The sequence below is a fragment of the Pseudomonas marginalis genome, assembly GCF_001645105.1.
Taxonomy (GTDB): Bacteria; Pseudomonadota; Gammaproteobacteria; order Pseudomonadales; family Pseudomonadaceae; genus Aquipseudomonas; species Aquipseudomonas petroselini.
The window spans coordinates 96,141-111,925 of the sequence record NZ_LKEG01000053.1 but is presented as its reverse complement, the minus strand read 5'-3'; the positions used below and the strand labels follow the sequence as shown (position 1 = coordinate 111,925).

Genomic DNA, 15,785 nt, shown 5'->3' with positions numbered 1-15,785 from the left:
GGGAGGGGGCAAGCCCCTCCCATATTTTACTTTGCGTCGGGTCAGATATTTGCGCGCAAGATGCTGGCGGGCAACGGCTCACCCCGCTCTACACTGGCCGCAACAGCCGCAATCAAACCGTCCAATTCATACCCCTGCCCCGCCAGCCACGCCGGGGCGTAGTAGGTCGTGGCGTAGCGCTCGCCCCCATCACACAAGATCGCCACGATTGAGCCTGACTCCCCGTTTTTTTTCATTTGCTGCGCCGCCACCAGCGCGCCAATCAGGTTGGTCCCACTGGAACCGCCGACCCGTCGCCCCAGCCGCTCGGCCAGGTAATGCATGGCCGCCAGCGACAACGCATCCGGCACCTTGACCATCGCATCAATCACCTTGGGCAAAAACGACGCCTCGACCCGTGGCCGGCCAATGCCTTCGATGCGCGAACCGCAGTCCAGGCGCAAGCTCGCATCGCCACTCTGATAAAAATCAAAAAACACCGATCGCTCGGCATCGGCGCACAGCACGCGGGTGCAATGCTGGCGGTAGCGCACGTAGCGACCGAGGGTCGCGGTGGTGCCGCCGGTGCCGGGGCTGGAGATCAACCAGCTCGGTTCCGGATGCTGCTCGAAGCGCATCTGCTGGAAGATCGACTCGGCGATATTGTTGTTCGCTCGCCAGTCGGTGGCGCGCTCGGCGTAGGTGAATTGGTCCATGAAATGCCCGCCACTTTCCTGGGCCAGGCGTTCGGACTCAGCGTAGATCTGCGTCGGATCCTGCACCAGGTGGCTCTTGCCGCCATAGAAGGCAATCTGCGCGATTTTTTCCTGGGAGGTGGTGGCCGGCATCACCGCAATAAACGGCAAACCCAGCAGGCGCGCAAAGTAGGCTTCGGAAATCGCCGTCGACCCGCTGGACGCCTCAATCACCGGCGCCCCCGGCTTGAGCCAGCCATTGCACAGTGCATACAGGAACAGCGAGCGCGCGAGTCGATGCTTGAGGCTGCCGGTGGGGTGGCTGGACTCGTCCTTGAAATACAACTCGATACCCGGCAATCCCGGCAACGGCAAGGGGATCAGGTGCGTGTCGGCGCTGCGCTGGAAGTCGGCTTCAATGATGCGAATGGCTTCGCGGGCCCAGGGACGGTGGTCGCTCATGGAGGTTTTCTCTAAGGATTTCGGCTTTGATTCTAGGGGGTTTCCTACACGCCACACAGGTACAGTAACGGCACGTTTGGACACACAATTGCTAGGCTTAAGCACAACCTCATCCCAGCGCTCCGCTTATAACAAATAAGAATATAACTTTTGTTTTAACAACTAACGGTACGGGTTAGGGTACCCACCTATTGAATCTGGATTGGAGAGCATCCCTTGGCTCTGCGTAGCACTTTCACCCGTTTCTTCCAGCTGGAAGCCGCCAGTGGCCTGTTATTGATCGCGGCTGCGGCGCTGGCGCTGATTATTAACAATTCGCCTTTGTCACACCTGTACAACGCGTTTCTCGATGTACCGGTGGTGGCACAGATTGGCGCGTTGAAAATCGCCAAGCCGGCGCTGCTATGGATCAACGATGGCCTGATGGCCTTGTTTTTCCTGTTGATCGGCCTGGAGGTCAAGCGCGAGTTGCTCGACGGCCACCTGTCAAAACCCTCGCAAGTGGTGTTGCCAGGCGCAGCGGCCATCGGCGGCATGGTCGTGCCGGCCCTGATCTATTGGGCGATCAACAAGGACTACCCGGCTGCGCTTTCCGGCTGGGCGATCCCCATGGCCACCGACATTGCCTTCGCCCTCGGCGTCCTCGCCCTGCTGGGCAAGCGCGTGCCAGTGTCGCTGAAACTGTTCCTGATGACCCTGGCGATCATTGACGACCTGGGCGCGATCATCGTGATCGCTATTTTCTATTCCGCTGACCTGTCCGGTGCCGCCCTGGCAGGTGCAGGTGCGTGCTTGATTGCCTTGATCGCGATGAACCGCCTGGGTGTGATCAAGCTCGGACCGTACCTGATTATTGGGCTGATCCTGTGGGTGTGCGTACTCAAGAGCGGCGTGCACGCGACGCTCGCCGGTGTGACGTTGGCATTCTGCATCCCGATGCGCACCAAGAACGCCGAGCCGTCGCCATTGCTCACGCTGGAGCACGCCCTGCACCCGTGGGTGGCCTACGCCATCCTGCCGCTGTTCGCCTTCGCCAACGCCGGGGTGTCCCTGACCGGCGTCAGCCTGGAAAGCTTCACTCACCATGTGCCTATGGGCATCGCCGCGGGCCTGTTGATCGGCAAGACCGTTGGTGTGTTCGGGCTCACTTGGCTGGCCATCAAGACCGGCATCGCTGCCCTGCCCAACGGCGCAAACTGGGGCCAGGTGTTTGGTGTGGCGATCCTGTGCGGTATCGGCTTTACCATGAGCCTGTTTGTGGGTTCGCTGGCATTTGTGCCGGGTGCCAGTGAGTTCGCAGGTGAGGACCGGATGGGGATTTTGACCGGTTCGATACTGGCGGCGTGTATTGGTTATGCGGTGACGGCAATGGCGAGTCGCAAGAAGGCTTGATACGCCCGACGAAGCATACTCACTGTGGCGAGGGAGCTTGCTCCCGCTGGGCTGCGCAGCGGCCCCAGAGCGTTTACCGCGATTGTGGTGCTATATCGCTTACCCAACAGGGGTCGCTTCGCGCCCCAGCGGGAGCAAGCTGCCTCGCCACAGGTCGTGCAAACTTGGACATACTCGGCCCTCCTAACGCTGGGCCTTACCTCCAGCGCACTTACCGGAACACGTGAGCCCTTGGATGCAGGTCAATGCATCTTTGAAGTCGCAGCCCCGTCAATAATGGGGTTCGCAATAAAAAACCGCCTTACCAAGGCGGTTTTTTATTGCCTGCATTTTTTGCAATTCAACCCGGCCACACCCCATAAAACCAAAAACCCCAACCGGTCACCCGGCTGGGGTTTTGTGTTTCTACAACCAGCGCTTAACGCGTAACGCGGCTGGTACCATCAACGGTCATGATGCGTACGCGGTCACCAATGCGGAAGATTTCATTCTCCTGCACGGCCTGCACGTAGGCGCGCATGCTGCCATCGTCTTCGCGAACGGTGATTTCCACACCTTGGGTGCGGGTCAGGCCTTCTTCGGTGGCCGAACCCAGCAGGCCACCGGCGACGGCGCCGATCACGGCGGTCACGATGCTGCCACGGCCACCGCCGATGGCGCTGCCGCCAACGCCGCCGATGACTGCGCCTGCAGCGCCGCCGATTGGGGTCTTGGTGCCTTCGATTTTCACCGGACGCAGGGATTCGATGGTGCCCATGCGCACGGTCTGCACACGACGCGCTTCGTCACGGGAGTACGAGTCGCCGGTCAGACTCGAGGCGCAGCCACCCAGCAGCAACGACAGGGTGGTAAAGCAGGCAACCAGTAAAACGGACTTACGCATAGCATCAACTCCAAAGGACAGGTGTTCATTAAACGCTGCGGCTTGACGCCTGTCACGGCAAGCCCCACAGAAAATTGCTTTCATTCAGCCTTAGTACAGACTGCCCGCACCAGAAAACTCGACGAACGGTAGCACTTCTCTCGTAGCCAGGACCTTCATGGATTACCTCATCATTGTAGTCACAACCCTTGCCGGCCTGTATTTCCACGGCTGGTTGTACCTGCGCATCAGGCGCTGGATGGACCGTGATCTGGCGCTGTCCCTGGCGGGCAATGATCTGCACAAGCGTGCCTTCATGCTCAAGCAGCTGGAGAGGGCCCGCGCATTGAAGATCAAACGGCCAGACTTGCCGCACTGGTTGAAGAATGCCGCACAGCAATACACGCCAGAAGTCTCTGTCCAAGAGACTTCAGGGTGATGGGCAACATTCAAGCGAAGTGACGAAAGGTGCAGCTCAGGGTGCCAGACGCTCGCGCGTCCACTGGGAGTCTTGCAGGCGGTAGTTCAGGCGATCATGCAGGCGGCTGGCGCGGCCTTGCCAGAACTCTATGCGCTCGGGCAACAAACGATAGCCACCCCAATGCTCCGGGCAATCGGGCTGGGTATCGCTGAAACGTTGCTCGGTGGCCTTGAGCAGGTCCTGCAGTTCTTCCCGGTCACGAATGACCTGGCTCTGCGGAGAAGCCCATGCCCCCAGGCGGCTGCCCAGCGGACGGACCTGATAATAAGCGTCCGACTCCTCAGGGGTCACCTTGACCACCCGACCCTCGATGCGCACTTGGCGCTCAAGGGTCGGCCAGAAAAACGTCATGGCCGCAAACGGCCGTGCCGCGAGCTGTTGGCCCTTGGCACTCTGATAGTTGGTGAAGAAGGTAAAGCCCTGCGCGTCCAGGCCCTTGAGCAACAGGATGCGACAGTGCGGACGACCGTCCTGGTCGACCGTGGCCAAGGTCATGGCATTGACCTCCACCGGTGGCTGCTCGGTTTTCACCGCGTCAGCAAACCACTGGTGGAATAAGGCAAACGGCTCGCCCGGGGCCTGGGCCTCGCTCAAACCATCCCGTGTGTAGTCACGGCGCATATCGGCCAGTGCCTGGGTCATGCGGCTTTATCCTTGTGGTTCAGCGGCTCAGTTTTTTGCCTGGTCACTGGCCGGTGCAGCAGCCTTGGCTTTGGCTGGGGCCGGTTTTTTCGCAGCGGGCTTGGCCGGGGCTTTTTTAGCGGCTGGCTTGGCGGCGGCTTTCTTGGCCGGCGCCTTTTTGGCCGGTGTCTTGGCGGCTGGGGCCGGGGCTGGAACGTCCTGCACGGCAACCATTTCGGCGGCAGGCGGGGTCTTGCCCGATTGATACTTGCTCAGCAGCGCCAGCATGGTGGTGCGCTGGGTGAACATGATTTCCATACGACGGTTCAGGGCACGGCCCTGGTTGCTGTCGTTGGCGGCACGTGGCATCAGGTCGCCCATGCCACGCAGCATCAGACGATCCTGCTTCAAGCCGCTGAGGCTGAAGATCGAGGCGATGGATTGCGCACGTTCCTTGGTCAACGCCTGACTGGCCGGGGCGGTGCCGGTGGCATCGACGTGGCCCAATACGAGTACGGCGGTCTTCGGATCGGCTTCAACGGCCTTGGCGACGCGAGTGAAGGGACCGAGGGTGACCGGCAGCAACATCGCTGGACGTTTCGGGTTGTAGGAACCGTCTACCGGGGCAATCACCACCAGCACGTTGTCGCGACGCTCAAGTTGCAGGTTGCTGTCCTTGATGGCGGCGCGCAGACGCGGCTCATAGTCGTCCAGCCAGGCTTGAGTGATTTTCGGATCGGGCATCGGCACGTTGGTCACATCGACCTTGGCCAGTGGCTTGGGCTTGCTTTCGAACGGCCACCACCAGTGGGTTTCAGTGTCGTTCTTAGCGACCGCAGGGGCAGGCTCCGCGGCCTTGAGGTCGGCTTTCAGGTCGGCCTTGGCATCGGCGGCCTTTTCGTCGGCGGTCTTGGAAGAGAACGGCCACCAACTGGAGCCGGTATCGGCCTTGGCAGTAGGCGCCGGAGCCGGCGCAGCAGCGGCAGGCGCTACCGGTGCGGCAGGCTTGGCGCCAGCAGCTGGCTTGGCGTCCGGTTTGGCATCCGGCTTGGCGTCGGTTTGGGTCACTGTATCTTTGGTCGCGGCCTTATCAGACCCAAATGACCACCAATGCCCGCCCTCGGCATCATTTTGTGGAGTTTGTGCGCAGCCGGTAATAGTGAGGCATAGCGCCAGTGCCAAGGACTTGTTCGATAACATGAGATATCCACAAAATGAGAAAAGAAACGGGGGTCTGTATGACCCATTAAACAGACGCTTACAGAACATTAAAGTTACATCATTTCGTTCAGCGCCTTCTTATACTCGCCTTTGTAACAAAAAAACGTGAAACAGCAAGGGGTTTACAGACAACCGGCCAATATTCCGACCAACTTCTGTGCCCGTGGGTCCATAAGTACGTAAGGTCCCAATGTATTAGTCACGAAACCAAATGCTACATCATGCTCAGGGTCGGCAAAGCCGACCGAACCACCGGCACCGGGATGCCCGAAAGCACGCGGGCCAAGGCCGAAGGTGGCGTTGGGGAGTTGCGGTTGGTCCAACATGCAGCCCAGGCCAAAACGGGTCTGGGTCAATAATGTTTTATCCGGCCCGATACTGTGTTCGCGGGTCAATTGTTCAAGCATGTCGGCTTCGAGCAAACTACCGTCCAACAATCCGCTATAAAAACCCGCCAGGCTGCGCGCATTACCGTGACCATTTGCCGCCGGCTGCTGCATGCGACGCCATTCAGGTTTATTAGTGCTGGTCAGAATAGACGGGGGATTGGCAAAAGCACGCGTCGTCATGGACGTAGGTTCACGCATCATTACTTGCAGTAAACGTTGCGCGGCTGCATCGCCCATGTTGCCTTTACTGCGCGCTATATGGGCGACGCGATAAAACTCTTCATCCGCCAGGCCCACATGGAAGTCCAGCCCCAATGGCCGCGCAACCCGCGCAACGATGGATTCTCCCGGCCCGCGCCCATCGGCACGACGCAGCAACTCACCGACCAGCCAGCCGTAGGTGATCGCCTCGTAGCCATGGCCTTGACCCGGCGTCCACCACGGGGCTTCGGCCGCCAGGGTATCGACCATCAGTTGCCAGTCGTAGAGCGCTTCGGTGGGCAGCATCTCGCGGATCGCCGGCAACCCGGCCTGGTGGCAGAGCAACTGGCGCAGCGTGATCGCCTCTTTCCCGGCCGCAGCAAATTCCGGCCAGTAGTGGGCGACCGGTGCATCAAGTTGCAATTTGCCTTCGGCCACCAATTGAAGGGCCGTGACGGCGGTGAAGGTCTTGGTGCAGGAGAACAGGTTGACGATGGTGTCGCTGTGCCAGGCCTCGGCACCGTCCTTGTCGGCGGTGCCGGCCCACAGGTCGACAACGGTTTCACCGCCGATCTGGATGCAAAGCGCGGCACCACGCTCCTGCGGGTCTTCGAACAACGCGGCGAAAGCTTCACGTACCGCTTCGAACTGGAGTTCGTAATGACCCTGGATCTGCACCTGAACACCCTCGGAAAACACAGCAAAAAGTGGCCGACATTGTTCCAGCCCCGGCGGGTTTTGTGAACCCGTCACCCCTCAATCAATGGCCATTCCCAGCGTGTCCGCCTGCATGTCCGGCGCCCTGCCCCGCGCCTTTGCCGTCGTGCCCGTCCCTGCCGCCTTCGTTTTCACGCACGGCGCCGGCCGCCTTGGCCTTTTCCGCTTCCTTGCCCAGTTGATCAACCGCCGCCAGATTGCTTTTGCGCACACTGTCGACAAACCCGTGGAACGGTACATCGGTGATGCCCACCAGGCCGAAGTGGCCATTTTCGCCGTCGAGCAAACGCCCGGTCACCGGCTGGTCCAGGTACTGGAACCAGTGCACACCGACAATCGACGGTTCGGCCATGGCCTGCTTGAGGAAATTGCCATAGGCCGCGCCGCGGTCTTCTTCCTTGGCCAACTGCGTCACGCCGCCCCAGAACGGCCCACGATCGGCCGAGCCGAAGTTGAATTCGGTGATCAGCACGGGTTTGTCCAACGCCCGCAACGCGGCGAAGTCATAACCGTCCTGGGGTTTGAGGGTGTACATGTTGAAGCTCAACACATCGCAGTACTGCGCGCAGGAGGCCACGGCTTCCGGCGTGCTGACCGCATACCGGCCGCCCAACAGCAGGTGGTTGGGCGCGTGCCATTTCAGCGAGTCGGAGAGGGTCTTGAAGTAAGCATCCGCGAACGTCTTCTGGAAGTATTTGAAGTCAGCTTCGATTTCCGGGTGCTCAGGGTTGGGTACCGGCGGCTCGAAGCCGGGGTCTTCCATCAGCTCCCAGCCCTTCAATTCGATGCCCCAGGCTTTCGACAGGCCTTCTTCGTTGCGGTACTTGTCGCGCAGCTGCTTGAGGAACGCACGCTTGGCCGGCACATCGGTGGTCATGCGCAGGGTGCCGTAGGCCAAGGCGTAACGGGACTTGGGATCATCACCAGGGCCGGCCCAGGCCAGTTCGTTGTCGGCAAAGAAGCCAATCAACCACGGGTCATCACGATGATCGCGGGCCGCAATGGCCACGGCGCGTTCGGTGGCCATGGCAAAGCGCGGGTCGAACGGGTCGGGCATGCCGCCCCACCAGTCGGTGCCGGTACTGATGCTGGCGTAGTCGCCGACAATCGACAGCGGCAAGGTGTACGGCACACGGTCAGCGCTGGCCAGGCTCTCGTCGCTCCAGTTGCCGACGGTGTTGAAACCCCAGGCTTGCAGGCGGTCGAGGGTGTGCGTCATCCAGCGTTTCTGGTCAAACCCTTCACCGCCATAAGTGCGCTGCAGGTTGGCGCCGTAAAAGTCATACCAACGCCCGGCACCAAAGCTGCGCCCTTCGCCCGCGCCGTTGCCGGTGCGGTTGTCGCCGCTGCCGTAGTACTTGTCGAAGGGTTCGCCGCCTTTAGGCAGCGCACCGAACATCCATTCACGGCCGGCGACGTAGGTCTGGCTGTTGTCCGGGGCCACGGTATTGACGCCCAGGGAGTAGAACGGATGCCCCTCCGGCGTCACCAAGTACCAGCGCCCATCGCGCTTCTCGGTGCGGAAAAACCCGCTGGCGTCGAACGCCGGGCCTTTGCTCCAGCCGCCATATTGGTCCAGGGCGGATTTATCCCGCGTGGCCAGCCAGCCCTGCAGTTGCTGTTGCTCCTTGGCGGCGGCGGCCTTGAGTTGCTCGTCGCTGCTGACTTTTTCCGGCCAGCGCGCACGGGTGGATTGACCGTAGGCATCCACCAGTTCGCTGTAGGCGGCCTTCAGCACCGGCTCGCTGTCCTGCACGCCGAAACGCTCCAGCAGGATGCTTTGAGCGGCGTTGGGCTTGATCATCGACAACGTCACCGAAACCACCTGGCTGCGGTCGATCTCACCCGCGCTGCTGGCGAGCAACACGCGCTGGCCGTCCACGGTGATCGGCATCGGCGGACCGGCCTTCATGCCCTGGCTCAGCGGCGAGTTGGCCTGCAGCGGTACCAACAGCGTCTGCGCCGGGCCGGCGGGCAGGTCGACGCGACTGACCAGGGTACGGCCATCACTGCTCTGCACCTTGACGTAGAGCGTCAGCGCCCAGTCCATCGCACTCTGGATGCGCAGGCTCATGGCCCCCGACTGGGACCAGTCCCAGGTACCGGTTTGCGGGCTGAGGACCAGATTCGGTTCGGCGGCCGCGTTGAAGGTGATGCGGCGCAGCACTTCGCCTTCGGGCGTTTGTTCGGCGTTGTACTGCGGCAGGCTGGCGTCCTGGGTCGCCACCTTGACCACATCGGCAGGCCGGACGAAGTTGAACAAGGTCTGTTGCCCAGCAGGCGCGGCCATCAAGGGCGCGGCGAACAGCAAGGCAAAAAGGGCGGGCAGCGTGCGAATCATACGAACAAGGTTCTCCCAGACGGCCGGTGAATGGCCTGATGACATAATTGAGATAGACCACGAAGTGGGCGAATCCGCCCACGGTGGCTTAAGAAATTTCGCGCCTGAACGGCGGCAAGGCATTGAGGATAGCCTTGCCATAGCGTTGGGTGACCAGGCGGCGGTCGAGCAAGGTGATGGTGCCCCGGTCTTCTTCGGTACGCAGCAAGCGACCGCAGGCCTGGACCAGCTTCAAGGAAGCATCCGGCACCGAGATTTCCATGAACGGATTACCGCCCCGAGCCTCGATCCACTCGGCCAAGGCCGCCTCGACCGGGTCATCCGGTACCGAGAACGGGATCTTGGCGATCACCACGTGTTCGCAGTAGGCGCCGGGCAAGTCGACACCTTCGGCGAAACTCGCAAGGCCGAACAACACGCTGGAGTCCCCACCGTCCACGCGCGCCTTGTGTTTGTTCAGGGTCTCCTGCTTGGACAGGTTGCCCTGGATAAACACCTGCTTGCGCCAGTCACGGTCAAGGCCGTCGAACACGTCCTGCATCTGTTTGCGTGAAGAGAACAGCACCAGGGTGCCGCGCGAACCCTCCACCAATCCCGGCAGGTCACGAATGATTGCCGCCGTGTGCGCTGGCGCATCCCGTGGGTCGGCCTTGAGGTCCGGCACCCGCAGCACACCCGCATCGGCGTGATGGAACGGGCTCGGCACCACCGCGGTGACGGCCTTTTTCGGCAGGCCGGCGCGCATGCGGAAACGGTCGAAGGTACCCAGTGCGGTCAGCGTGGCCGAGGTCACCAGGCAGCCGTAGGCTACGTTCCACAGGTTGCGCCGCAGCATTTCGGCCGCGAGGATCGGGCTGGCGTTGACCTCGATGTCGAACAACGCGCCGCTTTCCGACAGGGTCAGCCAGCGCGCCATGGGTGGGTTGTCTTCCGGGTCTTCGACGGTGAAGGCGGTCCACAACTCCCAGTTACCCTGGGAACGCGACAACAGGCTGCCGAACAGCGGATACCATTCTTCGGCCTGGTTGCTGGCGATACCAATGTTGACCTCGCCGTCCATGCCCTCTTTGAGCAGGTCAGTGAGGCGGGTGAACAAGTCGGTCAGGCGTGAAAAGCCCTTCTTCAGCTCAATGCCCATTTCGCGCATGTGCTCGGGGATCAACCCGCCGACGAAACGGTGACGTGGCCGCTCACGGCCCTCGACGTCTTCGCCGGGCTTGAAGTCGGCTACCTGCTCGCAGGCGCTGAACATGAACTGCTGCTGGGTCTTGATCTCCCGCGCCAGTTCCGGCACCTGTTCGATCAGCTTGCCCAGGTCGCCGGGCAGCGGGTGCTGGGCCAGCAACTTGGTGAGGTTCTTGGCGGTGGTTTCCAGCCAGTCGGCGGTGGAGCGCAGGCGTGTGTAGTGGGCGAAGTGGCCGATGGCCTTGTCGGGAAGGTGATGCCCTTCGTCGAAGACGTAGAGGGTATCGCGCGGGTCGGGCAGTACAGCGCCGCCGCCCAGGGCCAGGTCGGCCAGGACCATGTCGTGGTTGGTGACGATCACATCGACCTTGCCCATGCCTTCGCGGGCTTTATAAAAAGCGCATTGACCGAAGTTGGGGCAATGGCGGTTGGTGCATTGGCTGTGGTCGGTGGTCAAGCGCGCCCAATCGGCGTCTTCCAGGGCGGTGGGCCAGCTGTCGCGGTCACCGTCCCATTTATTACCGGCCAGTTTCTCGATCATGCTGGTGAACAGCTTCTGGCTGACTTCATCCACCTCGATCTTGAAGCCTTCTTCTTCAAACAGCGACGCCGTAGCGGTTTGCGCGTGGCCTTCCTGCAACAGCACGTCAAGCTTGGACAGGCACATATAGCGCCCACGGCCCTTGGCCAGGGCGAAGGTGAAGTTGAGGCCGCTGTTGCGCATCAGGTCGGGCAAGTCTTTGTAGACAATCTGCTCTTGCAGGGCGACGGTGGCGGTGGCGATCACCAGCCGCTTGCCGGCGGCCTTGGCGGTCGGGATCGCGGCCAGGCTGTAGGCCACGGTCTTGCCGGTACCGGTGCCGGCCTCGACGGCCACGACCGCGGGCTCACCCTCGCGGCGACCTTCGTCGTCGGTGTCGATATCCCCGAGGACCTTGGCCACTTCGGCGATCATCAGGCGTTGGCCGTAACGCGGTTTCAAGCTCTTGGCTTCGAGAAAACGCGAATAGGCGCCCTGGATCGTGGTTTTGAGTTCAGTGCTGATCATGGATAGTCGGGCGCAAAAAACGCTGGATAAATTTTCAGTGGTTCGGATCGGCCGCTATCATACCCCGCTAATTAATCCCGCGCAGAACGGAGTACCACAATGACCGCGTTTAGCCTCGCTTACACCCTGCATGTATTGGCCGCCCTGGTGTGGGTCGGCGGTATGTTTTTCGCCTGGATGATCCTGCGCCCCGCCGCAGTGGCGGCACTTGAAGGCCCTGCCCGGCTCAAACTGTGGGCGAATGTGTTTCAACGTTTTTTCGTGTGGGTGTGGGTGGCGGTGCTGGTTTTGCCGATCAGCGGTGTGGGCCTGCTGCAACTGCGTTTCAGCGGTTTTGAGACGGCGCCGCGTTATGTGCAGGTGATGATGGGTTTGTACCTGGTGATGACGGCGCTGTTTATCCGCATTCAGGCGTTGAAATTCCCGGAACTGCGCAAGGCGGTGGCGGCCGAAGATTGGCCGGCGGGTGCAGCTGCGTTGGGTCAGATTCGCAAGCTGGTGGGAATCAATCTGATCGTGGGGTTGTTGGTGGTGGCAATTGCTTCGGCCCGGCCGATGTTCTGAGGCAACCATGAGTCCGCTATCGGGAGCAAGCCCCCTCCCACATTTGGAATGCATTCCAATGTGGGAGGGGGCTTGCTCCCGATAGCGCCAGGCCAGCCGATTTAGAGCCGCTGGATAGTCACAGTGCCCGCTGGCCCAGCAGGCCCCGGCTGCCCTTCCAACCCTGGGCGGCCTTTCTCGCCACCGTCGGCGCGGTACACCAGGCAGCCCTTGGACTCGCCGCCGCGACCCGGTTTACCCGCCGTGCCCGCCAGGCCACCGGGGCCACCGTCCACCCACACCTTGATCTGCTGCGCGGGGAAGTCCTGCGGCAACTCAACCCGCACCTGCGCACCGGCCGCGCCGGGCAAACCATCGCCGCCGTTATCACCATTGGCACCACGACCGGCCGAGCCCCACGTGCAACCCGGATCTTCGCCATTGGCGCCATCCAGACCGGCATAACCTTGGGCACCGGCACCGCCACGGGCGTCTACCGAGAGTTCTTCAGCGGCCAGGGAATTGATGCGCAAGGTCAGGTCACGCCCGGCCTTGGCAGGTTTTTCATGGGTACCGGGAGCACCGCGTGAGGTGATCTGGCTGCCGTGCTCCAACTGCGCATGGCGCACCTGCAATTGCAGTGCGGTGTTGCCGGGCACAATGGCGATGCGGGCGTCGCGGCCCAAATGCAGCTCATCCACCGTGACTTGGCTGATGGTGGCCGGAATCAGCAAGGTGCCGTAGTCCGCCACGTCCAGGCGCTCCAGCTGCAACACACTGGTGCTGCTGGGCAGGCGCATCAGCGAGTTGGTTTCAACACTGACGCTCTGGGCCAGGGCAACGGGGCTGACCAACAGGGCCAACAGAAAAACCTTACGCATCATGGGGCTCCTGACTTATTTCTGATTTTTTCTTTGGACGCACAGTAACGACTTCCACGGGCGCTTTGCCAGTGAAGGATCAAAAAAGTTAATAAAGGGGGAGGATTGGCAGCAATGCCCCTGTGGATCCCACAGGGGCAAGGGCCGTCAGCGGTTGATCTGGATTTCCGTGCGGCGGTTCAAGGCGCGGCCTTCAGCGGTTTTGTTGTCGGCTACCGGATGGCTCTCGCCCGCGCCGGTCACCGAGACAAAGTTGCTGCGCGGCACACCGGCGCCGATCAGGTAATCGGTGACCGAATGGGCGCGTTTTTCCGAGAGCCTTTGGTTGTAGGCATCTTTGCCGACGCTGTCCGTGTGGCCACTGACCCGCAGTTGTGCGCCAGGGGCTTCCTGTTTCAAGCGCGTGGCGACGGTATCGAGCTTGGTTTTATCCGCCGCCGTCAACTGGGCCGAATCAAACTGGAAGTGCACATCACGAATCACGATGGTTTCCTCCTTGACCACCACGACTTCCTCAACCACCACCGGTGGCGGTGCGGGTGGGCAACCGTCGGCATCCACCTGCACACCTTTCGGCGTGCCCGGGCACTTATCGCGGCTGTCCGGCACGCCATCGCCGTCCTCGTCGCCATCGCCGTGCACCCAGCAATAGGCACCGGCCATGCCGCCGACCAGCAACGCGCCGTAGCCTGCGTAGGCCGAGCTTTCAGTGGCACCGATCGCCGCGCCGGTCACGCCGCCAACCGCGGCGCAGGTGGGCCAATCGGTTTTTTGCAAGCCTGCGCAACCTGTCAATACTCCGGTTAGCAGAACCAAGGGTAGAGCTGTCCGCATGATGCTCATCTGATTTCTCCTGAGGGGATCGGCGGGGGCCGATGGGTGGAGTAAAGACGGCTCTTTTCATCTGCGCCACTACGCCGCGGCCCCGTATTCATTGAGGCTCGTCGCTTTTTTCGGACTTTTCACTGGCACCCGCTCTAGGCCCGCACGCTCAGCCGCGCTAGTCTCTACGGTCCTGATGTGAGGATCTCTGATGACCGCCGGTATTTCTGCCCGTACACCCCAGCAAGCCCTGGCCGCCTTGCTCGACCTGCACCAGCCCAAACGCCTGCTGCTGTTGGGCGCCAGCCAGTTCCCGGCGCTGGAGGCATTTCAAGCGGCGCACCCCGACACCCAAGTAGCCCTCGCCCCACCCGGGCCACTGCCGGCGGAGCTGGCGGCGCAGCGTTTTGACCTGGCACTGGTGGTCGATTGCCTTGAGCACCTGTCAAAACCGCAAGGCCTGACCCTGCTGGGCGGCATCCGTAACCTCAACGCCAGCCGCATTGCGGTGCTGGTGGACCTGGGCGCCTGCGACTGGAAGGACACCGACTTCTTTTCCCTGGCCCTGCAGGCCGGCGAGCGTTTCCAGCGTGACGAGCAGGTTCTGACGCTGTTTACCTACGATCTGCTTGACTATAAACAGGTGCCGGACTGGCTCAACGCCCGCTTCTGGGCCAACCCGGAAAACTTTGGAAAGTATTGGTGGTAACCCGATGAGTACATCCATTTGCCCCTGCGGCAGTGGCAACCTGCTGGATGCCTGCTGCGGCCATTATCACGCCGGGCACCCGGCGCCCTGCGCCACCGCGTTGATGCGCTCGCGCTACAGCGCCTATGTGCTGGGCCTGGTCGAATATCTAGTGGCTACTACTTTGCCCGCGCAACAGGCGGGCCTGGACCGCCATGCCATCGGTGCCTGGAGTGCCCAGAGCACCTGGCTCGGCCTTGAGGTGGAAAGCTCCGAGGTGTTCGGCGGCCAGCCGGAACACGCGTTCGTGACCTTCACCGCGCGCTGGCATGACAGCACCGGTGAACATAGCCACCGCGAGCAGTCCTCTTTCGTACAGAATGACGGGCGCTGGTACTTCATCGACCCGACGGTGGAAGTGAAGGTCGGGCGCAACGATGCCTGCCTGTGCGGCAGTGGGCAGAAATTCAAGAAGTGTTGCTCCAGCTACCTCTAACCACGACAGGACTCACGCCATGCTTCGGATGTACAGCTTGATGCTGGCGTTAACCCTCACCCTCACCGGCTGCGCGTCGTGGTTCGAAGACGATTCGCCCCCCCCTCACGTCTCCCTGGTGAAAGTCGAGGTGGTGCGCGCCAAGCTGCTGGAGCAGAAGTTCAAGCTGTACTTTCGCGTGGACAACCGCGACGACGCCGACCTGACCGTGCGCGGCCTGATCTACAAGGTCACCCTGGGCGACTTCGTGCTCACCGAGGGCGAGTCTGACGAATGGCTGACCGTACCGCCGCGCAGTCATAAGTTTTTCCGGGTGTCGGTGCGCACTAACCTCTGGCCGCAGATCCGTGATGTGGTGCAGATGTTGAAAAAACCCGACCGGCCCGTGCCCTATCGCCTGGAGGGTGAGCTGAAAACCGGCTTATTCATCGGTTATGACGTGCAGGTGAACCACAATGGCGAGATAATCCCCGGCGATTTTATTCCGGAGCGACATCGATGACTCAGCAACCCCATGTCCATGGTCCTGACTGCAACCACGATCACGATCACCATGATCACGACCACGGCCATGTCCACGGCCCGAACTGCGGCCACGCCCACCAGGAGCCGGTGCGCAATGCCTTGAAGGACGTTGGTCGCAACGATCCTTGCCCCTGCGGCAGCGAGAAGAAATTCAAGAAGTGCCACGGGGCTTAATGCCCTGACCCTGTAGGAGCGGGCTTGCTGTGGTGAGCGGGCTTGCCCGCGCTGGGCTGCGC

16 protein-coding genes are annotated in these 15,785 nt (G+C 61.6%); 7 read left to right on the top strand and 9 right to left on the bottom strand.

From position 1 onward, the window contains the following. Positions 1-41: 41 nt before the first annotated feature. Positions 42-1,136 carry a PLP-dependent cysteine synthase family protein gene (locus tag AO064_RS25380; protein WP_064054986.1) on the bottom strand — a complete coding sequence of 365 codons (1,095 nt, stop codon included), beginning with the start codon at positions 1,134-1,136 and terminating at the stop codon, positions 42-44. A 216-nt stretch (positions 1,137-1,352) separates the two neighbouring features. Here AO064_RS25380 and nhaA point away from each other — a divergent pair, with 216 nt between their 5' ends. After that, positions 1,353-2,528, top strand: coding sequence for a Na+/H+ antiporter NhaA (nhaA, locus tag AO064_RS25375; protein WP_064054985.1), 1,176 nt, complete (start codon positions 1,353-1,355; stop codon positions 2,526-2,528). A 418-nt stretch (positions 2,529-2,946) separates the two neighbouring features. Here nhaA and AO064_RS25370 read toward each other — a convergent pair whose 3' ends face one another. Next, positions 2,947-3,411: an outer membrane lipoprotein gene (locus tag AO064_RS25370; protein WP_003189251.1), complete on the bottom strand. Its 465-nt coding sequence runs from the start codon at positions 3,409-3,411 to the stop codon at positions 2,947-2,949. A gap of 157 nt (positions 3,412-3,568) precedes the next feature. Here AO064_RS25370 and AO064_RS25365 point away from each other — a divergent pair, with 157 nt between their 5' ends. Further along, complete coding sequence (locus AO064_RS25365) at positions 3,569-3,829, top strand: hypothetical protein (RefSeq protein WP_064054984.1); 261 nt, start codon at positions 3,569-3,571, stop codon at positions 3,827-3,829. A gap of 36 nt (positions 3,830-3,865) precedes the next feature. Here the strand turns inward: AO064_RS25365 and pdxH are convergent, their stop codons facing one another. The 5 genes from pdxH to dinG all read right to left on the bottom strand — a co-directional run bounded on the left by pdxH (position 3,866) and on the right by dinG (position 11,594). Then, positions 3,866-4,513, bottom strand: a complete 648-nt coding sequence (gene pdxH / locus AO064_RS25360; protein WP_064054983.1) for a pyridoxamine 5'-phosphate oxidase — start codon at positions 4,511-4,513, stop codon at positions 3,866-3,868. Positions 4,514-4,540: 27 nt separating this feature from the next. Next, positions 4,541-5,692: an OmpA family protein gene (locus AO064_RS25355; protein WP_082893983.1), complete on the bottom strand. Its 1,152-nt coding sequence runs from the start codon at positions 5,690-5,692 to the stop codon at positions 4,541-4,543. A 143-nt stretch (positions 5,693-5,835) separates the two neighbouring features. Next, a complete protein-coding gene (locus AO064_RS25350) occupies positions 5,836-6,981 on the bottom strand; it encodes a serine hydrolase domain-containing protein (protein WP_064055068.1) in 1,146 nt (381 codons plus the stop codon). An 82-nt stretch (positions 6,982-7,063) separates the two neighbouring features. After that, on the bottom strand, positions 7,064-9,361 hold the full coding sequence (locus tag AO064_RS25345; protein WP_064054981.1) for a beta-galactosidase: 2,298 nt from the start codon (positions 9,359-9,361) through the stop codon (positions 7,064-7,066). An 88-nt stretch (positions 9,362-9,449) separates the two neighbouring features. After that, complete coding sequence (gene dinG / locus AO064_RS25340; protein ID WP_012722636.1) at positions 9,450-11,594, bottom strand: ATP-dependent DNA helicase DinG; 2,145 nt, start codon at positions 11,592-11,594, stop codon at positions 9,450-9,452. A 99-nt stretch (positions 11,595-11,693) separates the two neighbouring features. On the opposite strand from dinG, the gene AO064_RS25335 reads away from it, so the two are divergent. Beyond that, positions 11,694-12,158, top strand: a complete 465-nt coding sequence (locus AO064_RS25335; RefSeq protein WP_046036647.1) for a CopD family protein — start codon at positions 11,694-11,696, stop codon at positions 12,156-12,158. A 101-nt stretch (positions 12,159-12,259) separates the two neighbouring features. On the opposite strand, the gene AO064_RS25330 is transcribed toward AO064_RS25335, so the two are convergent. Together AO064_RS25330 and AO064_RS25325 are read right to left on the bottom strand one after the other, a co-directional pair. Further along, a complete protein-coding gene (locus tag AO064_RS25330) occupies positions 12,260-13,018 on the bottom strand; it encodes a collagen-like protein (RefSeq protein WP_064054980.1) in 759 nt (252 codons plus the stop codon). Between the two features lie 147 nt (positions 13,019-13,165). Next, on the bottom strand, positions 13,166-13,861 hold the full coding sequence (locus AO064_RS25325; protein ID WP_064054979.1) for a PA1041 family peptidoglycan-binding anchor lipoprotein: 696 nt from the start codon (positions 13,859-13,861) through the stop codon (positions 13,166-13,168). Positions 13,862-14,051: 190 nt separating this feature from the next. On the opposite strand from AO064_RS25325, the gene AO064_RS25320 reads away from it, so the two are divergent. The 4 genes from AO064_RS25320 to AO064_RS30465 are packed head-to-tail and all read left to right on the top strand — an operon-like array spanning position 14,052 to position 15,723. After that, complete coding sequence (locus tag AO064_RS25320) at positions 14,052-14,549, top strand: DUF6231 family protein (protein WP_012722632.1); 498 nt, start codon at positions 14,052-14,054, stop codon at positions 14,547-14,549. 4 nt (positions 14,550-14,553) lie between these two features. Continuing rightward, positions 14,554-15,024, top strand: coding sequence for a YchJ family protein (locus AO064_RS25315; RefSeq protein ID WP_064054978.1), 471 nt, complete (start codon positions 14,554-14,556; stop codon positions 15,022-15,024). Positions 15,025-15,043: 19 nt separating this feature from the next. Next, on the top strand, positions 15,044-15,526 hold the full coding sequence (locus tag AO064_RS25310; protein WP_064054977.1) for an LEA/WHy family protein: 483 nt from the start codon (positions 15,044-15,046) through the stop codon (positions 15,524-15,526). After that, a complete protein-coding gene (locus AO064_RS30465) occupies positions 15,523-15,723 on the top strand; it encodes an SEC-C metal-binding domain-containing protein (protein WP_003189235.1) in 201 nt (66 codons plus the stop codon). The genes AO064_RS25310 and AO064_RS30465 overlap by 4 nt, the downstream gene beginning before the upstream one ends. Positions 15,724-15,785: the final 62 nt, after the last annotated feature.

What these genes read in the sequence shown, in the direction of transcription:
- AO064_RS25380 (WP_064054986.1), bottom strand. Translation starts at nt 1,136, where the DNA reads ATGAGCGACCACCGTCCCTGGGCCCGCGAAGCCATTCGCATCATTGAA.
- AO064_RS25370 (WP_003189251.1), bottom strand. Translation starts at nt 3,411, where the DNA reads ATGCGTAAGTCCGTTTTACTGGTTGCCTGCTTTACCACCCTGTCGTTG.
- AO064_RS25365 (WP_064054984.1), top strand. Translation starts at nt 3,569, where the DNA reads ATGGATTACCTCATCATTGTAGTCACAACCCTTGCCGGCCTGTATTTC.
- pdxH (WP_064054983.1), bottom strand. Translation starts at nt 4,513, where the DNA reads ATGACCCAGGCACTGGCCGATATGCGCCGTGACTACACACGGGATGGT.
- AO064_RS25355 (WP_082893983.1), bottom strand. Translation starts at nt 5,692, where the DNA reads ATGTTATCGAACAAGTCCTTGGCACTGGCGCTATGCCTCACTATTACC.
- AO064_RS25345 (WP_064054981.1), bottom strand. Translation starts at nt 9,361, where the DNA reads ATGATTCGCACGCTGCCCGCCCTTTTTGCCTTGCTGTTCGCCGCGCCC.
- dinG (WP_012722636.1), bottom strand. Translation starts at nt 11,594, where the DNA reads ATGATCAGCACTGAACTCAAAACCACGATCCAGGGCGCCTATTCGCGT.
- AO064_RS25335 (WP_046036647.1), top strand. Translation starts at nt 11,694, where the DNA reads ATGACCGCGTTTAGCCTCGCTTACACCCTGCATGTATTGGCCGCCCTG.
- AO064_RS25330 (WP_064054980.1), bottom strand. Translation starts at nt 13,018, where the DNA reads ATGCGTAAGGTTTTTCTGTTGGCCCTGTTGGTCAGCCCCGTTGCCCTG.
- AO064_RS25325 (WP_064054979.1), bottom strand. Translation starts at nt 13,861, where the DNA reads ATGAGCATCATGCGGACAGCTCTACCCTTGGTTCTGCTAACCGGAGTA.
- AO064_RS25320 (WP_012722632.1), top strand. Translation starts at nt 14,052, where the DNA reads ATGACCGCCGGTATTTCTGCCCGTACACCCCAGCAAGCCCTGGCCGCC.
- AO064_RS25315 (WP_064054978.1), top strand. Translation starts at nt 14,554, where the DNA reads ATGAGTACATCCATTTGCCCCTGCGGCAGTGGCAACCTGCTGGATGCC.
- AO064_RS25310 (WP_064054977.1), top strand. Translation starts at nt 15,044, where the DNA reads ATGCTTCGGATGTACAGCTTGATGCTGGCGTTAACCCTCACCCTCACC.
- AO064_RS30465 (WP_003189235.1), top strand. Translation starts at nt 15,523, where the DNA reads ATGACTCAGCAACCCCATGTCCATGGTCCTGACTGCAACCACGATCAC.